This window comes from Serratia plymuthica (assembly GCF_018336935.1).
GTDB classification, from domain to species: domain Bacteria; phylum Pseudomonadota; class Gammaproteobacteria; order Enterobacterales; family Enterobacteriaceae; genus Serratia; species Serratia plymuthica_B.
The window spans coordinates 2,764,149-2,783,216 of sequence record NZ_CP068771.1 but is presented as its reverse complement, the minus strand read 5'-3'; the positions used below and the strand labels follow the sequence as shown (position 1 = coordinate 2,783,216).

20 protein-coding genes are annotated in these 19,068 nt (G+C 56.3%); 11 read left to right on the top strand and 9 right to left on the bottom strand.

Going from position 1 to position 19,068, the window contains the following annotated elements:
- Positions 1–24: 24 nt before the first annotated feature.
- Entirely contained in the window at positions 25–1,755 is a 1,731-nt protein-coding gene (gene argS, locus JK621_RS12895; RefSeq protein WP_212556330.1) for an arginine--tRNA ligase, read from the bottom strand.
- A 917-nt stretch (positions 1,756–2,672) separates the two neighbouring features.
- Between argS and JK621_RS12890 the strand changes: the two genes are divergently transcribed.
- Positions 2,673–3,236: a VOC family protein gene (locus JK621_RS12890; RefSeq protein ID WP_212556329.1), complete on the top strand. Its 564-nt coding sequence runs from the start codon at positions 2,673–2,675 to the stop codon at positions 3,234–3,236.
- Here JK621_RS12890 and JK621_RS12885 read toward each other — a convergent pair.
- Positions 3,233–4,384, bottom strand: coding sequence for a MalY/PatB family protein (locus tag JK621_RS12885; protein ID WP_212556328.1), 1,152 nt, complete (start codon positions 4,382–4,384; stop codon positions 3,233–3,235). The two genes, JK621_RS12890 and JK621_RS12885, sit on opposite strands and share 4 nt — an antisense overlap.
- 102 nt (positions 4,385–4,486) lie before the next feature.
- On the opposite strand from JK621_RS12885, the gene cutC reads away from it, so the two are divergent.
- From cutC to JK621_RS12870, 3 genes are all read left to right on the top strand, one after another.
- Positions 4,487–5,245, top strand: coding sequence for a copper homeostasis protein CutC (gene cutC, locus JK621_RS12880; RefSeq protein WP_212556327.1), 759 nt, complete (start codon positions 4,487–4,489; stop codon positions 5,243–5,245).
- A gap of 431 nt (positions 5,246–5,676) precedes the next feature.
- Positions 5,677–6,081, top strand: a complete 405-nt coding sequence (locus tag JK621_RS12875; protein WP_212556326.1) for a hypothetical protein — start codon at positions 5,677–5,679, stop codon at positions 6,079–6,081.
- A complete protein-coding gene (locus JK621_RS12870) occupies positions 6,078–7,793 on the top strand; it encodes an FKBP-type peptidyl-prolyl cis-trans isomerase N-terminal domain-containing protein (RefSeq protein ID WP_212556325.1) in 1,716 nt (571 codons plus the stop codon). The genes JK621_RS12875 and JK621_RS12870 overlap by 4 nt, the downstream gene beginning before the upstream one ends.
- A 36-nt stretch (positions 7,794–7,829) precedes the next feature.
- Here the strand turns inward: JK621_RS12870 and cmoB are convergent, their stop codons facing one another.
- The 5 genes from cmoB to JK621_RS12845 form a co-directional block, all read right to left on the bottom strand.
- The gene (gene cmoB, locus JK621_RS12865; protein ID WP_212556324.1) at positions 7,830–8,801 is read right to left on the bottom strand and encodes a tRNA 5-methoxyuridine(34)/uridine 5-oxyacetic acid(34) synthase CmoB; all 972 of its coding nucleotides are present in this window, start codon (positions 8,799–8,801) and stop codon (positions 7,830–7,832) included.
- Positions 8,798–9,541 (bottom strand): carboxy-S-adenosyl-L-methionine synthase CmoA, encoded by a 744-nt coding sequence (gene cmoA, locus JK621_RS12860; protein WP_006316952.1) that lies wholly within the window; start codon positions 9,539–9,541, stop codon positions 8,798–8,800. Before cmoA ends, cmoB begins: the two co-directional genes overlap by 4 nt.
- A gap of 103 nt (positions 9,542–9,644) precedes the next feature.
- Positions 9,645–10,040, bottom strand: coding sequence for an MAPEG family protein (locus tag JK621_RS12855; protein WP_212556323.1), 396 nt, complete (start codon positions 10,038–10,040; stop codon positions 9,645–9,647).
- 102 nt (positions 10,041–10,142) lie between these two features.
- Positions 10,143–10,958 carry a DUF72 domain-containing protein gene (locus tag JK621_RS12850; protein WP_212560195.1) on the bottom strand — a complete coding sequence of 272 codons (816 nt, stop codon included), beginning with the start codon at positions 10,956–10,958 and terminating at the stop codon, positions 10,143–10,145.
- 71 nt (positions 10,959–11,029) lie between these two features.
- Positions 11,030–11,608, bottom strand: coding sequence for a hydrolase (locus JK621_RS12845; RefSeq protein WP_212556322.1), 579 nt, complete (start codon positions 11,606–11,608; stop codon positions 11,030–11,032).
- Positions 11,609–11,811: 203 nt separating this feature from the next.
- Here JK621_RS12845 and JK621_RS12840 point away from each other — a divergent pair, with 203 nt between their 5' ends.
- The 7 genes from JK621_RS12840 (at position 11,812) to ruvB (ending at position 17,455) form a co-directional block, all read left to right on the top strand.
- A complete protein-coding gene (locus JK621_RS12840; protein WP_004945545.1) occupies positions 11,812–12,042 on the top strand; it encodes an FmdB family zinc ribbon protein in 231 nt (76 codons plus the stop codon).
- A 73-nt stretch (positions 12,043–12,115) separates the two neighbouring features.
- Positions 12,116–13,900 carry an aspartate--tRNA ligase gene (gene aspS / locus JK621_RS12835; RefSeq protein WP_212556321.1) on the top strand — a complete coding sequence of 595 codons (1,785 nt, stop codon included), beginning with the start codon at positions 12,116–12,118 and terminating at the stop codon, positions 13,898–13,900.
- Positions 13,900–14,346, top strand: coding sequence for a dihydroneopterin triphosphate diphosphatase (nudB, locus tag JK621_RS12830; protein WP_212556320.1), 447 nt, complete (start codon positions 13,900–13,902; stop codon positions 14,344–14,346). Before aspS ends, nudB begins: the two co-directional genes overlap by 1 nt.
- A gap of 19 nt (positions 14,347–14,365) precedes the next feature.
- Entirely contained in the window at positions 14,366–15,109 is a 744-nt protein-coding gene (locus JK621_RS12825; RefSeq protein ID WP_006316690.1) for a YebC/PmpR family DNA-binding transcriptional regulator, read from the top strand.
- 73 nt (positions 15,110–15,182) lie between these two features.
- Entirely contained in the window at positions 15,183–15,704 is a 522-nt protein-coding gene (gene ruvC, locus JK621_RS12820; protein ID WP_004945529.1) for a crossover junction endodeoxyribonuclease RuvC, read from the top strand.
- Positions 15,705–15,816: 112 nt separating this feature from the next.
- A complete protein-coding gene (gene ruvA / locus JK621_RS12815; protein ID WP_212556319.1) occupies positions 15,817–16,431 on the top strand; it encodes a Holliday junction branch migration protein RuvA in 615 nt (204 codons plus the stop codon).
- 19 nt (positions 16,432–16,450) lie between these two features.
- Positions 16,451–17,455, top strand: a complete 1,005-nt coding sequence (ruvB, locus tag JK621_RS12810) for a Holliday junction branch migration DNA helicase RuvB (RefSeq protein WP_212556318.1) — start codon at positions 16,451–16,453, stop codon at positions 17,453–17,455.
- A gap of 54 nt (positions 17,456–17,509) precedes the next feature.
- Here ruvB and znuB read toward each other — a convergent pair whose 3' ends face one another.
- Both znuB and znuC read right to left on the bottom strand, forming a co-directional pair.
- Positions 17,510–18,295 carry a zinc ABC transporter permease subunit ZnuB gene (znuB, locus tag JK621_RS12805; RefSeq protein WP_212556317.1) on the bottom strand — a complete coding sequence of 262 codons (786 nt, stop codon included), beginning with the start codon at positions 18,293–18,295 and terminating at the stop codon, positions 17,510–17,512.
- Positions 18,292–19,050: a zinc ABC transporter ATP-binding protein ZnuC gene (znuC, locus tag JK621_RS12800; protein ID WP_004945518.1), complete on the bottom strand. Its 759-nt coding sequence runs from the start codon at positions 19,048–19,050 to the stop codon at positions 18,292–18,294. The genes znuB and znuC overlap by 4 nt, the downstream gene beginning before the upstream one ends.
- Between the last annotated feature and the right edge of the window lie 18 nt (positions 19,051–19,068).

Sequence of the window (19,068 nt, the reverse complement as noted above, 5' to 3'; positions counted from 1 at the left end):
CCTTTCTCGTTTTCAAACTTTGAATTACATGCGCTCGACGGTGTCGATGCCCAGCGTATCCAGACCGGTTTTCAGCGTTCTGGCGGTCAGCAATGCCAGTTTCAGGCGGCTTTGGCGCGCTTCTTCACTGTCTGCATTCAGGATTTGGCAATGTTCGTAGAAGCCGGAGAACAGGCCTGCCAGGTCGTACAGGTAAGTACACATCACGTGCGGCGTGCCATCGCGTGCCACCGTGGTGATAACTTCTTCAAATTGCAGCAAACGGGTCGCCAGCGCAATCTCGCGTTCTTCGCTCATCACCAGCGGCAGCGTCAGGTTGCTCTCATCGAGACCTGCACGCTTGAATACCGAGGCCACGCGGGTATAGGCATATTGCATATAAGGGGCGGTGTTGCCCTCAAACGCCAGCATGTTGTCCCAGTCGAAGACATAGTCGGTCGTGCGGCTTTTTGACAGATCGGCGTATTTAACCGCGCCGATACCGACCACGTTCGCCAGGTGCTGCATTTCTTCTGCCGGCATATCCGGGTTTTTCTCGGCAATCAGTTTGCCGGCGCGATCGATAGCTTCATCCAGCAGATCGGACAGCCTCACGGTGCCGCCCGCACGGGTTTTGAACGGCTTGCCGTCTTTGCCCAGCATCATGCCGAACATGTGGTGTTCCAGCGAGAGGGAATCCGGGATGTAACCGGCTTTACGCACGATGGTCCATGCCTGCATCAGATGCTGGTGCTGGCGGGAATCGATGTAGTACAGCACGCGGTCTGCGCCCAGGGTTTCGTAGCGGTATTTGGCGCAAGCGATATCGGTGGTGGTGTAGAGGTAGCCGCCATCCTTCTTCTGGATGATGACGCCCATGGGTTCGCCGTCTTTATTCTGGTATTCGTCGAGAAATACCACGGTGGCGCCTTCGCTTTCCACCGCCAGCCCCTTGGCTTTCAGATCGGCGACGATACCCGGCAGCATCGCGTTATACAGGCTCTCGCCCATTACGTCGTCTTCGGTCAGGGTGACATTCAGGCGGTTATAGGTGAGCTGGTTTTGCGCCATGGTGATGTCGACCAGTTTACGCCACATCTTCAGACAGTATTGATCGCCACCCTGCAATTTCACCACGTAGGCGCGGGCGCGTTCGGCGAAATCAGCGTCTTCGTCGTAGTGTTTCTTCGCTTCACGATAGAACTGTTCCAGATCGGACAGGCCCATGTCGCTGGCATTTTCATTCTGCATTTTTTCCAGGTAGGCAATCAACATGCCGAACTGGGTGCCCCAATCGCCGACGTGGTTGGCGCGGATCACTTTATGCCCCAGGAATTCCTGAGTACGTGCGGCGGCGTCGCCGATAATGGTCGAACGCAGGTGGCCGACGTGCATCTCTTTCGCCACGTTAGGCGCGGAGTAGTCGATGACGATGGTTTGTTGTTTAACCGGAGCAATGCCAAGCTTTGGCGCATTCAGCACCTGATCGACCTGCTGCGCAACCCATTCGCCATTCAGGAAGATATTAATAAAGCCGGGGCCGGCGATTTCTACTTTGCTGGCGATGTCGCCGAGATCAAGCAGCTGTACCACTTTTTCCGCCAACTGGCGTGGTGGCATGCCGAGTTTCTTGGCTACGGACATCACGCCGTTGGCCTGATAGTCGCCGAATTGTGCTTTTGCTGACTGACGGACCTGCGCTTCGCAATCGGCTGGCGCGCCTGCGGCAATCAGCGCCTGGCTGACTTTATCTGACAGAAGAACCTGAATATTCACCGGGTTACCTTAATGACGAACGAGGGGCCGTATGCCATGCCCCTGCGGGATTCAAAGGTGGTTTTCTGGCTGCGCGTCGAGACGGCAGCCCACCACAAAACAGCCTGTAATTGTAACCGATCTGATGTGTTACGTCAGCAGTTGGCGCCGGGGGGAAGGCGAAAGTACAGGTTTGAAAATGCCCGCCTGACAAAGATAGCGTGTATTTCAAAGGGCGGGGGCGGTACAAGAAGGGCAAGATGAGCGAAAAGGAATAGGCGAGAAGGAAACGAAATAAGCAGATCTAATGCTTTTTGTTATGACGTCGAGAGTCCAGAGTGTTAACGCGACGTGATTTGAAATGGCGGTATATCGCGTACGCGGCAATAACGACCAACAGCAATGATATGATTAAAAGAAACATAGATATTATCTCAAGTTTTGATTTTACCCAAAGTAGCTTAATTGGTTTTTATAAGCAATTATTAAAGCGTCCTTTAAGATAAGTCTCAGTGTTCTTTAGAAGTAAAGTCAATGAAAACAGTAATGTGACCTTCAGTTTTCACTGTAATGTTATTGCATTATACTGTTAACGCTGAGGTTTGTAGGCCAGGCTATCGAGCGTCAATGATCCGTTTTTTGAACTCGATGCGGCTTGTTAAGTTAATAGTTTCTCAAATGTATCTGTCATAAGAAAAAGCTATATTTCGTTACGAATATTCTTAATTTTAATTAATTCAACCGGGGTTTAAACCTGTTATTAATAAATCTGCCGAGGCTTGTTCTTTTGTGCTCTGTATCAAAATTAGTCAAAATATTTTACGCAACGGTAATGCAGAGGACATAAATATTACATTTCCCTGGGCAAAACGTGGATAGCTGCGCGCCAGCCGTGTAAATTACCCCCTGAATTTGCTTTCCGTTGTTTCGAGGACCTTATGACGACTTTCCTGGCCATTGCCGAGCTTAATGACTTAGCGCTGGATCTGCCGCGTTTCGAACAGGCGTTGAGCCGGTTTGCGGAAAAACTGCATCTGGATTTGTCGCAGTTCAGTGCGGATCACATTTCGGTGCGTTGCCACCAGAACACCACCGCTGAACGCTGGCGGCAGGGGTTGCTGCAATGCGGTTCGTTGTTGTCTGAAGCGGCGATCAACGGTCGCCCGATTTGCCTGTTTGACCTACAGCAGCCGCTGCAGGTAGGGCCGTGGTCAATTGATTGCGTGGAATTGCCTTACCCGGGGGACAAGCGCTACCCGCACGAGGGATGGGAACATGTGGAACTGGTGCTCAGCGGCGATCCTGCATCGCTGTATGCGCGAGCTCTGAGCCATTTGCCCGACGAGGCGCTGTTGGCGCCGGGGATCAAATTGAAACAGAGCTCTCCGCAGGGTGAGGGCGAGCGATTGCCGAACCCGACGTTGGCGATCACCGACGGCAGCGTAACGATTAAGTTTCACCCTTATTCCATCCGGGAAATCGTCGCCAGCGAGCAAGCCTAACCGGACATCAGCGCTTGGGTGGCCAGCCTCATGCGATCCAGCGCCTGCGCGAGCAGTTCGCGCCGGCAGCCGAAATTCAGGCGTACAAAACGGCGATCGCCGAAATCCAGGCCCGCACTTAAGCCTACCCCGGCCCGTTCGAAGAAAGCGTGCGGATTGTCGGTCGCCAGTTGGCTGCAATCGATCCAGGCCAGATAGGTGGCTTCGATCGGGTGCAGCAACAGGCCGGGCATGGCGTTAATGCGCTCGGTCACCAAATTGCGGTTATCACGCAGATAAACCAACAGGGCGTCCAGCCAGTCTTGCCCGTCCTGGTAGGCAGCTTGCGCGGCAACCAGTGCCAGCACGTCAACTTCCGGGACTATGCCGCTGCGCGCCCGGGCCAGTTTTTGACGAAGGGTGGCGTTGGGGATCACCGCCATTGATGCCCCCAGCCCGGCAATATTGAAGGTTTTCGATGGCGACATCAGCGTAATGCTGCGTTGGGCTGCGTCTTCATTGAGCATGGCAAAGGGGATGTGTTCACGGCCCGGTTCAAGCAACAGATCACAATGAATTTCATCCGAACATACGATCAAATCATGGCGACGCGCGAATGCATGTTGTTGCAACAACTCCTCACGCCGGTAGACGGTTCCGCCCGGATTTTGCGGGTTGCACAGCAACAGCAATTTTTCGCTGCCGTTGAGTTGGCCCGCTATCGCGTTCAAATCCAGCAACCAGCGCCTATCGTGCAGCGCGAGCGGTACCGGCAGATGCGGGCGTCCGGCGAATTTCGCCGCCTTGCGAAACGGCGGGTAGATGGGCGACGGCGCCAGAGTGCCTTCGCCCTCAGCGGTAAAGGCGCGGACGCACAGATTGAGCCCGCAAACCAGACCGGGCAGGAAAATCAGCCATTCGGGCTTGATGTGCCAGCCATAGCGCTCTACCATGCGGCGGGTAAAAACCTCAATAAGTTCAGGGGATGGATGGCCGTAGCCGAACACGCCATGCGCTACGCGCCGCTGCAATGCGTCGATGATCGCGGGCGGTGAGCGGAAGTCGGTGTCGGCGACCCAAAGCGGAATAATGTCGCGGTCGCGATATTTATCCCACTTAACGCTGCCACTGTGACTACGGTCTACCCATTGATCAAAATTGAATGCCATAGTTATTACCCTGAACCGGTTCATGTCTATCAATGAGCCTACGCGAGAAATTCTGAAGTTAACAAACTGCCGTCACATTTTGGCCGTCATCTGGGGGTGACAATGATTAAATTGGAAGTTTGCTGCTTTAGCGTCGATTGCGCGCTGACGGCTGAGCGGGCAGGCGCTGATCGCATAGAATTGTGCGCCAGCCAGAGCGAGGGCGGTTTGACGCCAAGCTACGGCACGCTGCGCCTGGCGCGCGACAGGGTATCCATCCCGGTGCATCCGATCGTCCGCCCGCGCGGCGGGGACTTTTGCTACGGCGCGGTGGATTTCGACGTGATCAAGCAGGATATCGTGCAAATCCGCGACATGGGTTTTTCCGGTGTCGTGGTGGGCATGCTGGATGAAGAAGGGCACATCGACCTGCCGCGTATGCGTGAAGTCATGCGGTTGAGCGGCAATATGGCGGTCACTTTCCATCGCGCTTTCGACATGTGCCAGAACCCGATGGTGGCACTTGAACAACTGACGCAACTGGGCGTGGCGCGGATTCTGACCTCCGGCCAACAGCAAAGCGCCGAGCTTGGGCTGCCGTTGCTGCGCGATCTGGTGCAGGCCAGCCAGGGGCCAGTGATTATGGCCGGCGCCGGCGTAAGGCTCAGCAATCTGTACAAGTTTGTGGATATTGGCATTCAGGAGGTGCACAGCTCTTCGGGCCACGCGGTACCTTCGACCATGCGCTATCGCAAAGCCGGCGTGACCATGTGTTCAGACAATGAGTTTGATGAATTTAGCCATTATTGCGTGGATGGCGAAATGGTGGAGGCGATGAAAAACGCGCTGGCCTTGGTTGATCCTTTGGCGCAAAGCGCATAAACACGCAGCTAACCGCGTTCTGACAACCGGTTTCCGGGCCGTAAGACCCTTTAGCGTGTCGCTGAATTTTCGGCGATTACGCGAGTACCAGGCCCCGGCGTGTTGCCGGGGCTTTTTTTATGCCTTGTAAAAATTTTACGCCCGTTTCAACGTTGCTCCTCGGTCGGCCAGACTCCTATCTCTTCTTGCGCTTGTTATGCCCTGCTGATAAGTTTGTGAATTAAAATCCTTTAAATATCATAATATTAAATGATTTTTTGGTATGTATTGGTGCGATGAATGAGTGGCCTCATGCCGCTTCCCGTCGCATCTGTATTTTTATACCTGTTCATAACCTGCCTTATGGCCGGAACATCACAGCATCAATTGAGGATAGCCGTCGCGCAGCCGCAGAGCGCGTTGACGACGGACTTAACAAGGAGATAACGATAATGACCCGAACGGCACACTGCTTGACCGCTGCGCTTTTGCTGACGTTGACCCTGACCGGTTGCCAGACCGCCAAGCGGTCTGTTTCTACATTAAGTAAGCCGCCCAGCGCAGAAGAAATGGCGGAACAAGACAAGCGGCAGCGTGAAGCCGAGCGCATGCAGCAGTGCCAGCGCGAACTGGATGCCATGCGCGGCATGGATAACGAGAAATATCAAAAATTCAAACGTGAATTCGATGCCTTGATGAGCGGCGCAGCGCAATATGCCGGGGTACGCCAGCGGGTCAACACGGGCACGCAGGAAACCGTCGATGCGCTATACCGTTATCGTACCAGCCGTCTCTGTGCAGATATCGGTTCTGCAATGATGACCGGCCTGGCTGAGCGCGGAGAACGCGCCCAATGACTTCACGAGCAAGAAAGGCATTGCTGAACCTGATGATACCGTTGGCGTTTGCGCCAACGATGGTCGCTGCGGATGACGATGTGCCTGCACTATTGCAGTTTGCCGAGCGCTACCAGCGGCAGGATGCACCGGCAACGAATGCCGATACCTTGGTCACCCAACCCCAGGAAACCAAAAAACCGGCGTCCCGGCCGGCGCAAACTCGTGAGACGGCCGTACAGCGGCAGCAGTTGGAGCAGTTGCAAAAGGCGCTGCGCGAGAAAGAAGCGCGATTGCAGCAACAGCAGACCGCGATCCGATCGCTGCAGCAGGAGCTGACCGCGTTGCGCGTCGCGTCGTCTCTGACGGCTGCCGATAAACCGACGCCTGACCTGCGCGCGTTGAGCGATTTAGCCAGCGGCGTGCGACAGGCGCTGAACCTGGCGCCGCAGGAGCGGAAGGCTCAGGCGCAGATTGCCGAGATGCAGGCGGCGCTAACACGGCAAAAACAACAAACCGAGGAGCGAGAAAGCCGCATTGCATTGCTGGAACGACGGCTGGCGGAGCTGCCTAAACAGTCTGATAAGGCCCGGCAGCAGGTCTGGCAGGAGAAACTGGCGGCGGCGCAGGCTGCCAACGATAAAGCGCGCCAGCGTTATGAGCAGGACAAAAAAGTGGCCGCCGCTGAGCGGGAACAGCAGAAAACTGAAGCTGCCAAGGCGCTGGGGGTACTGCAGCAGCAACTGGCGCAGTTGCAGAAAGATCGGGACGGCCAACGGCAACAGGCTGCTCAACAAGAGAAAAGCCTGAAGACGGCCTTGGAACAGCAAAAGGCAGAAGCCGCCAAGGCGACGGGTGAGCTTCAACAACAGCTGGCGCAGTTGCAGGAAAAAAACAAAATGCAAACCGAGCGGGCTAAGGCGTTGGAGCAACGGCTGACTGCGGCGGTGGCGGAAAGCGATAAATCAACGCAGCAACTGGCGAAAATGATCGAGCAGGCGAAAAAAACGGCATGGGCGCTAGCGGACGCCAACCAAGCGCAGCAGGCATTGCGTGAAGAGGTCGATGGGCTGCGCTCTCGCGCCAAATGGTTGCCGGATGCGCAGACGCTCAAGAAAAAACCGGAGCAACAGAGCTATGCCGCTGGCGTCGCTTTGGGGCGCGATATTCAAACGATGCTGGCTGAGCGTAAAAATTGGGGTATCAATCCCGATAAAGTCGTGCTGCTGGCGGGCGTGATCGATACCTTCAACGGCCATTACCAGTTGAGCGATGCGCAGTTGACCAGTGCACTGGCGGAGTCGGAAAAAGCGGTGAGCGGCGCCAGAAACAAGGCGGCGAAGGTGCAGACCAGCACGGGCGAGGCGTTCGTCGCCGAGTTCAAAAAGAAGAAGGGCACGCAAAAATCGCCTTCCGGCTTCTGGTATCGCGTCGATTATGCGGGCGATGAAGCCATTACGGAAAACGCACGGGTGGACGTCGTTGTGAAAGAGAGTTTAACCGACGGCAGCGTGATTCAGGATATGGATCGCAGCGGGAAAGTGATGTCACAGTCGCTCTCCGCCTATCCGCCGTTGTTCCGCGAGGCGATCGGCCATCTGAAAAATCATGGTTCGTTGACGATGGTGGTGCCGCCAGAACTGGCTTACGGTGAAGCGGGCTATGCGCCGCAAATCCCGCCGAACGCAACCATGGTATATGAACTGCGGGTAGTGGATGCCGATAAGGGATAATGCGGGGCCTGGTTTTCCAGGCCCATTTGGCAAGAATTAAGGCTTCTTGGCCACCAGCACCGCACGTAACGGGGCCGGGTAACCTTCAATTGTCTTGCTGCTGTCCTTGGGATCAAGGAATTCGGCCAGTGATTCGCTGGTCATCCAGTCGGTTCGGCGCTGCTCTTCGGTGCTGGTTACACACATGTCGGCGATCTTCACGTCGACAAAACCGCATTTCTCCAGCCAGCATTTCAACGCTTCGGCCGAAGGAATGAAGTAGACGTTGCGCATCTGGGCATAACGATCGCCCGGCACCAGCACCTGGTTGCGATCGCCTTCCACCACCAGGGTTTCCAATACCAGCTCACCTTCGGAGACCAACTGGTTTTTCAGTTGATACAGATGATCCAATGGCGAACGGCGGTGGTATAGCACGCCCATGGAAAATACCGTATCGAAAGCGGCCAGCTCAGGCAGTTGCTCAATACCCAGCGGCAGCAGGTGAGCGCGTTGGTCGCCGCCCAGCAGTTTGCGAACCGCTTCGAACTGGCACAGGAACAGCTGCATCGGATCGATGCCCACCGCCATCTGCGCGCCGGCACCCACCATTCGCCACAGGTGATAGCCGCTACCGCAGCCGACGTCCAGAATGGTACGGCCGGCCAGCGGCGAAATGTGCGGCAGCACGCGATCCCATTTCCAGTCGGAGTGCCATTCGGTATCAATGTCGATGCCGTACAGCGAGAACGGGCCTTTACGCCACGGCATCAGGGTGCGCAGCATCTTTTCGATGCCTTCCAACTGGCCCGGAGACAGTGGGGCGTCCATCTCGGCGTGCACGCCGTGCAGCAAATCGAGGCGGGTTGGCGTCAGTGTCGGCAGGTGTTCAACCGAGTTAAACCACTGTTTGAACTTGCCGTGCAGCGACTCGCGCTGCCAGGCGCTGAGCTGCGCGGGCAGGGTATCCAGCCAGTGGCTGAGGTTGCCTTTGGCGATGCGCTGATAGAAATCACCAAACTCAATCATTGCTCAGCTCCTGCTTTCAACGCGATCAATGAGCCGAAGTTAAAGCACTGGAACCACACTTCCGCATGTTTAAACCCGGCCTGTTTCAGGCGGGCCTTGTGGGCCTCTACCGAGTCGGTCAGCATGACATGTTCCAGCATGCTGCGCTTTTGGCTGATCTCCAGCTCGCTGTAGCCGTTGGCACGTTTGAAATCGTGGTGCATGTTGAACAGCAGTTCGCCGACGTCAGCATCTTCAAAACTGAATTTCTCCGACAGCACCAGCGCGCCGCCTGGGCGCAGGCCGCGATAAACCTGCTCCAGCAGGCGAAGACGATCGGCCGGCTCGAGGAATTGCAGGGTAAAATTCAGTACCACCATGGAGGCATTTTCGATCTTGATATCGAGGATATCGGCTTCGATAACCTCCACCGGGGTATCGGCGCGGAAAGCGTCGATATGGCGGCGGCAGCGTTCGACCATCGCCGGAGAGTTATCGACGGCGATGATGTTGCAACCCGCCACCTTGATATTCCGACGCATCGACAGCGTTGCCGCGCCCAGCGAACATCCCAGGTCATACACCTGGCTGTCGGGCTGCACGAAGCGTTCGGCCAGCATGCCAATCATCGAAATGATGTTGGAATAGCCGGGAACGGAACGCTGAATCATGTCAGGGAACACTTCAGCGACGCGTTCGTCGAAGGTCCAGTCGCCCAGTTTGGCGATGGGGGCAGAAAAAAGAGTATCGCGGTTTGGCATAGCGGGAAGTCAGTTCAGAATTCGAAGGCGCGTATTCTAACAGATAACGGCAAGAAAGCGGAGCGGAAGCAGGCGGCGTGGCCGCCTGATGACAAACAGGAGATCAATTCAGGCTGAAAATCAGATCCCAGGGCAGATAGAAAATGTTGGCCAACACCATCAGGACCAGCGAAATATAGGTCGCCGCCATACCTGAACGGCGCCAACGGACTTCACGGTTACGCAAACCGTAGTAGTGCACCAGGCGCCCGGTCATCAACATCAGGCCGCAAATATGGATCATCCATATTCCTGCACCGTTCATTTCCATGATCACCAGCAGTACGGCGGCGATAGGAATATATTCTACGGCATTGCCGTGAACGCGGATGGCGGTCTGCAGCTCATAAAAGCCGCCGTCTCCGTAAGCGACACGGTATTGCATCCTTAACTTAACCACGTCATAAGAGAGTTTGATCAACAACAATGCGCCGAGCACGACATAAAGCGCGCTTACCATTTTTAACTCCATTCCCTAACCAAAACTGGCAGCGAGCATCATAGCGACCATTGCAATCACTGTCGCGAGGAAAAATCTGATGTAATCGGTCAGATTAATAGGTCAAAACAGTGCATCCTGCTCCGGCCAGTCCGGCGGCGGGGGCAAATTAGGAATAGCCTGATGAAGCTGCTGCCAGATTTTTTGCGCCTGTTGCGGTGAATCGCCATTATCCGGCGTATGAATAAACAGGAAGGGGGTGGATTGCTGTTGCCAGGTGAGCAGTTTCTGCTGCCAGGCGTCAAACCAACGCAGATTGTCTTGCAACACGTCACCGCCGATAAAACGGACCAGCGGGTTGTGGGCGGTGACCAGCGCATGCACCGGCAGCTTGGGTTTCTTTTGCTGAGCGTCACGCACCGCGGCGCTGTCAGGGGCGGCATGGTGCACCGGCCGGCTGTCGAGGATCACCCGGTTGATACCGCGCTGATGCAACCCCTGATTCAACAGGCGCTCTTCCTCGCCTTTGGCGAAGAATGCAGGGTGACGTACCTCTACGCCGTAGGTGAACTCTTTCGGCAACCTGTCCAGGAACTGCCACATGCGCGGCAATTCATCCGGCCCGAATGCCGAGGGCAACTGCAACCAAAGCTGCCCTATACGCTGATGAATCGGGCTCAGGCAGTGATAAAATGCCTGCAGCTCGGCATCGCAGTTACGCAGTGCCGCCTTATGGCTGATATCCGAGGGGAACTTGAAACAAAAACGAAAATCATCGGTGGTCATGTCGCGCCAGCGCTGCACGATCTCCAGCTTGGGTAACGCGTAGAAAGTCGTGTTGCCTTCCACGCAGTTAAAATAGCGGCTGTAATCCGCCAGATCGCGCAGCCCGATGCGATTCCAGGCTGTGTGTTGCCACTGTGGTAGTCCGATATAAATCAACGCGCCATCTTCCTTAATGTCCCTGTGAGATAAACGTGGGCGCAGCATGCAGCGCCCTGGAGTCTTTGTTACTCGCCGAGTGCGGCAAGAATTTCGCCGGTGCTGCGCACGCGAGCCAGACGCGGGAAGATATTCTCGACGGCAAACCTGTGCATCTCGGCATTTTGCGCGCTGCACAGGTCTTCGGCGATCACTAACTCGTAACCGTGTTCCCAGCCGGCGCGGGCGGTAGATTCAACGCCGATATTGGTGGAGATCCCACCCAACACAACGGTTTTAATGCCGCGGCGGCGTAATTGCAAATCAAGTTCGGTGCCGTAAAATGCGCCCCATTGACGTTTGGTCACCAGAATATCGCCTTCGCTGACCGCCAAGGGTTCCGGGAATTCCCACCAGTTCGCCGGTAATCCGCCCGCCGGCGACGGAGCGGGCTTGTCTACCGGCTGTTTCAGCGCATCGGCAAATGTGTCGGACCAGCCGACGCGCACCAGGATCACCGGCGCGCCGAGCGAGCGAAAACGCGCCGCCAGTTGCGCGCCGTGAGCTACCACGCTTTCGGCGCTGTGCGGCCCGCCGGCGTAGGGCAGAATGCCGTTTTGCAAATCAATCAGCACCAGCGCTGTGGTTTGAGCATCAAGTTTCAACATCGGGGGCTCCCGTTACTGGGTGGATAAAATATGTGCAGCCAGAACGGCGCACTAAAACAAGGTTGAATTCAGGCTACGTGAAAAAAGGGTCACCGGTTAATGGGAAATTTGTTAATCAATGTGTTACTTCGAACAAAAACACGCCATTTAGTGCTGCAACAAAGCTGTGTTCGCACTTATCTGGAGCATGAATTTCCTTTATAATGATCGCCTTTTTTCAACACACTTTACTCCAACGAACTATGCCGATTTATGAATATGCATGTGGTGCTTGCAGCCTTCGGTTAGAGAAATTGCAAAAATTTTCCGATGCGCCGCTGACTGACTGTCCGGCGTGTGGGCAGCCCGCGTTAACCAAGTTGATTTCTTCCACGGGTTTCCAATTAAAGGGCACCGGTTGGTATGCAACAGACTTCAAACCGGGTAATAAATAGAGTTCATCAGTTAACAGCCGCGCGGCCGGCGCAAAAGCCCGCGCGGAATCGGCTTAAGCCAAAAGGATAGCGTATGCGTACTGAATATTGCGGGCAGTTGAATCTGTCCCACGTGGGCCAGGAAGTCACTCTGTGTGGTTGGGTCAACCGTCGTCGCGATCTGGGCGGCCTGATCTTTATTGATATGCGCGATCGTGAAGGCATCGTGCAGGTGTTCTTCGATCCGGATCAGAAAGCCGCGTTTGACAAGGCGTACGACCTGCGCAACGAGTTCTGCATTCAGATTGTCGGCACCGTACGTGCACGCCCGGACAGCCAAATCAATAAAGATATGTCCACCGGTGAAGTGGAAGTGTTCGCTCATGCTCTGGAGATCATCAACCGCTCCGAGCCGTTGCCGCTGGACTCCAACCAGGTCAACACCGAAGAAGCGCGCCTGAAATACCGCTACCTGGATCTGCGTCGCCCGGAAATGGCCGATCGCCTGAAGACCCGCGCCAAAATCACCAGCTTCGTGCGTCGCTTTATGGACAGCAACGGCTTCCTCGACATCGAAACCCCGATGTTGACCAAAGCCACGCCGGAAGGCGCGCGTGACTACCTGGTGCCGAGCCGTGTGCACAAAGGTAAATTTTATGCGTTGCCACAGTCGCCGCAGCTGTTCAAACAGCTGCTGATGATGTCGGGTTTTGATCGCTACTACCAAATCGTCAAATGCTTCCGTGATGAAGATCTGCGCGCCGATCGTCAGCCTGAATTTACCCAAATCGACGTTGAAACCTCTTTCATGACCGCCGATCAAGTGCGTGAAGTGATGGAAAAGCTGGCGCGCGACTTGTGGCAGGATGTGAAAGGCGTGGATCTGGGCGATTTCCCGGTCATGACCTTCGCGGAAGCGATGCGTCGTTACGGTTCCGACAAACCGGATCTGCGTAACCCGCTGGAGCTGGTGGACGTTGCCGATCTGGTGAAAGACGTGGAGTTCAAAGTGTTCTCCGGCCCGGCTAACGACGCCAAAGGCCGCGTAGCCGCCATCTGCGTTCCGGGCGGCGCGCAGTTGACCCGCAAGCTGATCGATGAGTACGGCACCTTCGTTAACATCTATGGCGCCAAAGGCCTGGCCTGGCTGAAGGTCAATGACCGTGCCGCCGGCATGGAAGGCGTACAAAGCCCGATCGCCAAATTCCTCAGCGCGGAAGTGCTGGAAGCGATCCTGGCGCGTACCAACGCGCAGACCGGCGATATCCTGTTCTTCGGCGCAGACAGCTTCAAGATTGTGACCGATGCGATGGGCGCGCTGCGTCTGAAGCTGGGCCGCGACCTGCAACTGACCAAGCTGGACAGCTGGGCACCGCTGTGGGTGGTGGACTTCCCAATGTTCGAAGAAGACGGTGAAGGCGGCCTGGCGGCGATGCACCATCCGTTCACCGCACCGCGCGACATGAGCCCGGAAGAGCTGAGTTCGGCGCCAACCACGGCCATTGCCAATGCCTATGACATGGTGATCAACGGCTACGAAGTGGGTGGCGGTTCCGTGCGTATTCACCGTAGCGAAATGCAGCAGACGGTCTTCAGCATTCTGGGCATTAACGAACACGAACAGCGCGAGAAATTCGGCTTCCTGCTGGATGCATTGAAGTACGGCACGCCACCGCACGCCGGCCTGGCTTTCGGTCTGGACCGACTGGTGATGCTGCTGACCGGCACCGACAACATTCGTGACGTGATTGCTTTCCCGAAAACCACTGCAGCCGCCTGTCTGATGACCGAAGCGCCAAGCTTCGCCAACCCGGCGTCGTTGCAGGAGTTGGGGATCTGCGTGGTCAAGAAAGCCGCGTTACCGGAAGAGAACGAGTGATGAGTTACAAGCGGCCCGAGTCCATTTTGGTCGTGATTTACGCCAAATCCAGTGGACGGGTGCTGATGTTACAGCGGCGCGACGATACCGAATTCTGGCAGTCGGTTACCGGCAGCCTGGAGGAAGACGAGTCGCCGCCGCATGCCGCACGGCGTGAGGTCATGGAAGAAGTCGGCATCGATATCGAAGCAGAGAATCTGCCGTTGTTCGATTGCCAGCGCTGTGTGGAGTTTGAACTCTTTGTCCATTTGCGACATCGCTATGCCCCGGGCACCACGCGCAATAAAGAGCACTGGTTCTGTCTGGCGTTGCCTGAAGAGCGCGATCCGGTGATTACCGAGCATCACGCCTACCGCTGGCTTGAGGCGGCGCAAGCCGTGAAATTGACCAAGTCCTGGAGCAATCAGCAGGCGATTGAAGAGTTTGTTATTAATTCAGTCCAGTAATTTTTTTCGGAGATTTTTTATGGCAGGTCATAGTAAGTGGGCCAACACAAAGCACCGTAAAGCTGCGCAGGATTCCAAGCGCGGTAAAATTTTCACCAAAATTATTCGCGAGCTGGTGACCGCCGCGAAACTGGGCGGTGGCGATCCGGGGGCTAACCCGCGTCTGCGCGCGGCGATCGACAAGGCGCTGTCCAACAACATGACGCGCGACACCCTGAACCGCGCCATCGCGCGTGGTGTGGGCGGTGATGATGATACCAACATGGAAACCATCATTTACGAAGGTTACGGCCCGGGCGGCACTGCCGTCATGATCGAATGCCTGAGCGACAACCGCAACCGTACCGTGGCCGAAGTGCGTCACGCCTTCACCAAGTGCGGCGGTAACTTGGGCACCGACGGTTCCGTGGCTTATCTGTTCACCAAGAAGGGCGTGATCACTTACGCACCGGGCCTGGATGAAGACGTGGTGATGGAAGCGGCGCTGGAAGCCGGCGCTGAAGACATCGTCAGCTACGACGACGGTGCTATCGACGTGTTTACCGCCTGGGAAAACCTCGGCGAAGTGAAAGACGCGCTGACTGCGGCCGGTTTCACCGCCGACGCGGCGGAAGTTTCCATGATCCCATCGACCAAGGCCGATATGGATGAAGAAACCGCGCCGAAGCTGTTGCGTTTGATCGACATGCTGGAAGACTGCGACGACGTGCAGGAGGTTTACCACAACGGCGAGATCTCCGACGAGGTTGCGGCGACGCTGTAATGGAGTTGCAGTACGGCGCTGCTCTGTGGCAGCGCCTGGCGATGTTTATGCTTAACGCAAGGTGGGTGTAGGGATGACGATCATATTGGGTATCGATCCCGGATCGCGCGTCACCGGTTATGGTCTCATTCGCCAGCAGGGCCGCCAACTGAGCTATATCGCCAGTGGCTGCATTCGCACCGTGGTGGATGACATGCCGACGCGGCTGAAATTGATTTACGCGGGCGTCAGCGAAATCATCACCCAGTTTAAACCGGATTTTTTCGCCATCGAACAGGTGTTTATGGCGAAGAACCCGGATTCTGCGCTCAAACTCGGGCAGGCGCGCGGCGTGGCGATCGTTGCCGCCGTGAACCAGGATCTGGAAGTGTTTGAGTATGCGGCGCGTCAGGTAAAGCAAACGGTGGTCGGCACCGGCGCGGCAGAGAAGGCGCAGGTGCAGCACATGGTACGCTCGCTGCTTAAACTGTCGGCCAATCCCCAGGCGGACGCCGCCGATGCGCTGGCTATCGCCATCACCCACTGCCATCTCAGCCAGAACGTGCTGCGAATGAGCGAAGGGCGGTTAAACCTGGCCCGTGGCCGTTTGAAGTAGCGCTTGATCGGTGACAACGCAGGCTGGATATTCATCCAGCCTTTTTTATGTTATAAGCTTTACCAGCACGGCATGACAGTCGGTCATGCTCAAGAATTCTGCAGGAGGGTAAATGATAGGTCGTCTCAGAGGATATATTCTGGAAAAGCAGCCGCCGCTGGTGTTACTGGAGGCAAACGGCGTGGGTTATGAAGTGCATATGCCCATGACCTGCTTTTATGAGCTGCCGGATCTGGGGCAAGAAGCCATCGTATTTACCCAATTTGTGGTGCGCGAAGACGCGCAGCTATTGTACGGTTTCAACGATAAACAAGAGCGCGCACTGTTTCGCGAGTTGATTAAAGTGAACGGCGTGGGGCCAAAGCTGGCGCTGGCGATCCTGTCCGGGATGTCGGCACAGCAGTTTGTCAGTGCGGTAGAACGCGAAGAGATCACTTCGCTGGTGAAATTGCCGGGGGTTGGCAAGAAAACCGCCGAGCGCCTGGTGGTTGAAATGAAAGACCGCTTTAAAGGGCTTAATGGCGATCTGTTCAATAACAGCAGCGAAATTACGCTTCCCGCTACGGCAACGCAGGCGGCCGAGCTGGATGCGGAAGCGGAAGCCGCTTCGGCGCTGGTGGCATTGGGCTATAAACCGCAAGAAGCCAGCCGTATGGTCAGCAAAATCGCCAAACCGGGCGCCGATTGCGAAACCCTGATCCGCGACGCGCTGCGCGCCGCCCTGTAAGGTTGATAAGGGATAGAGAATGATTGAAGCCGATCGCCTGATTTCTGCTGAACCGATCAACGAAGAAGAAATTCTCGATCGCGCCATTCGGCCAAAGCTGCTGACGGAATATGTCGGCCAGCCGCACGTGCGTGAGCAGATGGAGATTTTTATTCAGGCGGCAAAGCAGCGTGGCGATGCGCTGGACCATTTGCTGATCTTCGGCCCGCCTGGGCTGGGTAAAACCACACTGGCGAATATCGTCGCCAATGAGATGGGCGTTAACCTGCGTACCACCTCCGGCCCGGTGCTGGAGAAGGCGGGCGATCTGGCGGCGATGCTGACCAACCTCGAGCCGCACGACGTCTTGTTTATCGATGAAATCCATCGTCTGTCGCCGGTGGTCGAAGAAGTGCTGTATCCGGCAATGGAAGATTACCAACTGGATATCATGATCGGCGAAGGCCCAGCCGCGCGTTCGATCAAACTCGATTTGCCGCCCTTTACGCTGGTGGGGGCTACCACGCGTGCCGGTTCTCTGACCTCGCCGCTGCGCGATCGCTTCGGCATTGTACAGCGCCTGGAGTTCTATCAGGTCGCCGATTTGCAGCATATCGTTTCACGCAGCGCCAACTGCCTGGGGTTGGATCTCTCGGAAGAGGGCGCTCACCAGGTAGCGCGCCGGGCGCGGGGAACGCCGCGTATCGCCAACCGCTTGCTGCGCAGGGTGCGCGACTTTGCTGAAGTCCGTGCCAACGGCGTGATCAATGGCGACGTCGCGATGCAGGCGCTGGACATGCTGAACGTAGACGCCGAAGGTTTCGACTATATGGATCGCAAGCTGTTGCTGGCGATAATCGACAAGTTCATGGGCGGACCTGTGGGCCTGGATAACCTGGCGGCAGCGATTGGCGAGGAGCGGGAAACCATCGAAGACGTCATTGAACCCTTCCTGATCCAACAAGGCTTTATCCAGCGAACCCCGCGTGGACGTATGGCGACCAATCATGCCTATAAACACTTTGGCATTGAACGCGAAGAGTAAGCATTAAAAAGGGCCGCTGTTGCGGCCCTTGTCACATCTGTCGGCAGCCCGGAATCAGGCCTGCTGCTTCCTGGATAAACTCAGTACAAACAGCACCGCAGCACACAGCACCACAGATGGGCCGGCCGGAGTATCGTAAAATGCCGAGAAGGCCAGCCCGCCGGTGACGGCCAGCATGCCTGCCAGCACCGCATAACCTGCCATTTGCTCAGGCGTGCGGGCGAAACGACGTGCCGTTGCCGCCGGAATAATCAGCAAGGAAGTGATGATCAGCGCACCGACGAACTTCATCGCCAGACCGATGGTCAGCGCGGTGACCAGCATCAGCACGGTGCGCGCCCGCACCAGATTAACGCCGTCTACATGTGCCAGCTCAGGGCTGATGGTCATCGACAGCAGGTTGCGCCACTGCCACCACAGGATCAGCAGCACGATGCTGACGCCGATGCCGATCATCCAGATATCGCTAAAGGTGACAGACAACAGATCGCCAAACAGGTAGGCCATCAGGTCGACCCGCACGTTGGACATTAACGCCACTACCACCAGACCCAGCGACAGCGCGCTGTGCGCCATAATGCCGAGCAGGGTATCAACGGAAAGCTGCGGCCGGCGCTCCAGCCATACCAGCACCAGAGCCAGCACCAGCGTTACGGCGATCACCGCATAAAAAGGATTCACATCCAGCAGCAGGCCGAAGGCCACCCCAAGCAGCGAGGCGTGCGCCAAGGTATCGCCAAAGTAGGACATTCGGCGCCAGACAACAAATGAGCCTAGCGGACCGGCGGCCCCAGCCAGCAGCACCCCGGCCAGCCAGCCGGGTAATAACAGTTCGATCATGCCTCACGGCCCCCGGTTTTCTTCAACACGATTCGACCTTGCAGGTCGTGACGGTGGTTGTGGTGGTGGCGATAAACCGCCAGCTGTTCCGCTCCCCGATTACCAAACATGGCGATAAATTCTGGGTGCATGGATACCACTTCAGGCGCGCCGGAACAGCAGATGTGTTGGTTGAGACACAGCACTTCATCGGTTTTCGCCATCACCAGATGCAGGTCATGGGAAACCATCAATACCGCACAGCCCAACTCTTTACGCAGTTGATCGATCAGATCGTACAGCGCCAGTTGGCCGTTGACGTCGACCCCCTGCGTCGGCTCATCCAGCACCAGCAACTGCGGTTTATTCAACAGCGCACGTGCCAGCAGCACCCGCTGGTTTTCGCCGCCGGAGAGCTTTTGCATCGGTTGATCGAGCAGATGGGCCGCCTGCACGCGTTTCAGCGCAGGCAGGATATCAGCCTTTTTCACACCGGGCTTCAGGCGCATAAAACGGCTGACGGTGAGCGGCAGGGTGGCGTCGAGGTGCAGTTTTTGCGGCACATAGCCGATGCGCAGGCCTGGCTCGCGTTCAATCGTGCCTTCGGTTGGCGCAATTAGCCCCAGCACCACCCGCACCAGCGTAGATTTACCCGCGCCGTTTGGGCCGAGCAGCGTCAGAATACGGCCCGGTTGGAGGCTGAGCGAAATATTCGACAGGACCTTGCGGCTACCAAAGGAGACGGTGATATTTTTTAGCGTTGTCAGTGTAGACATCTCGTGATTACATTTTGC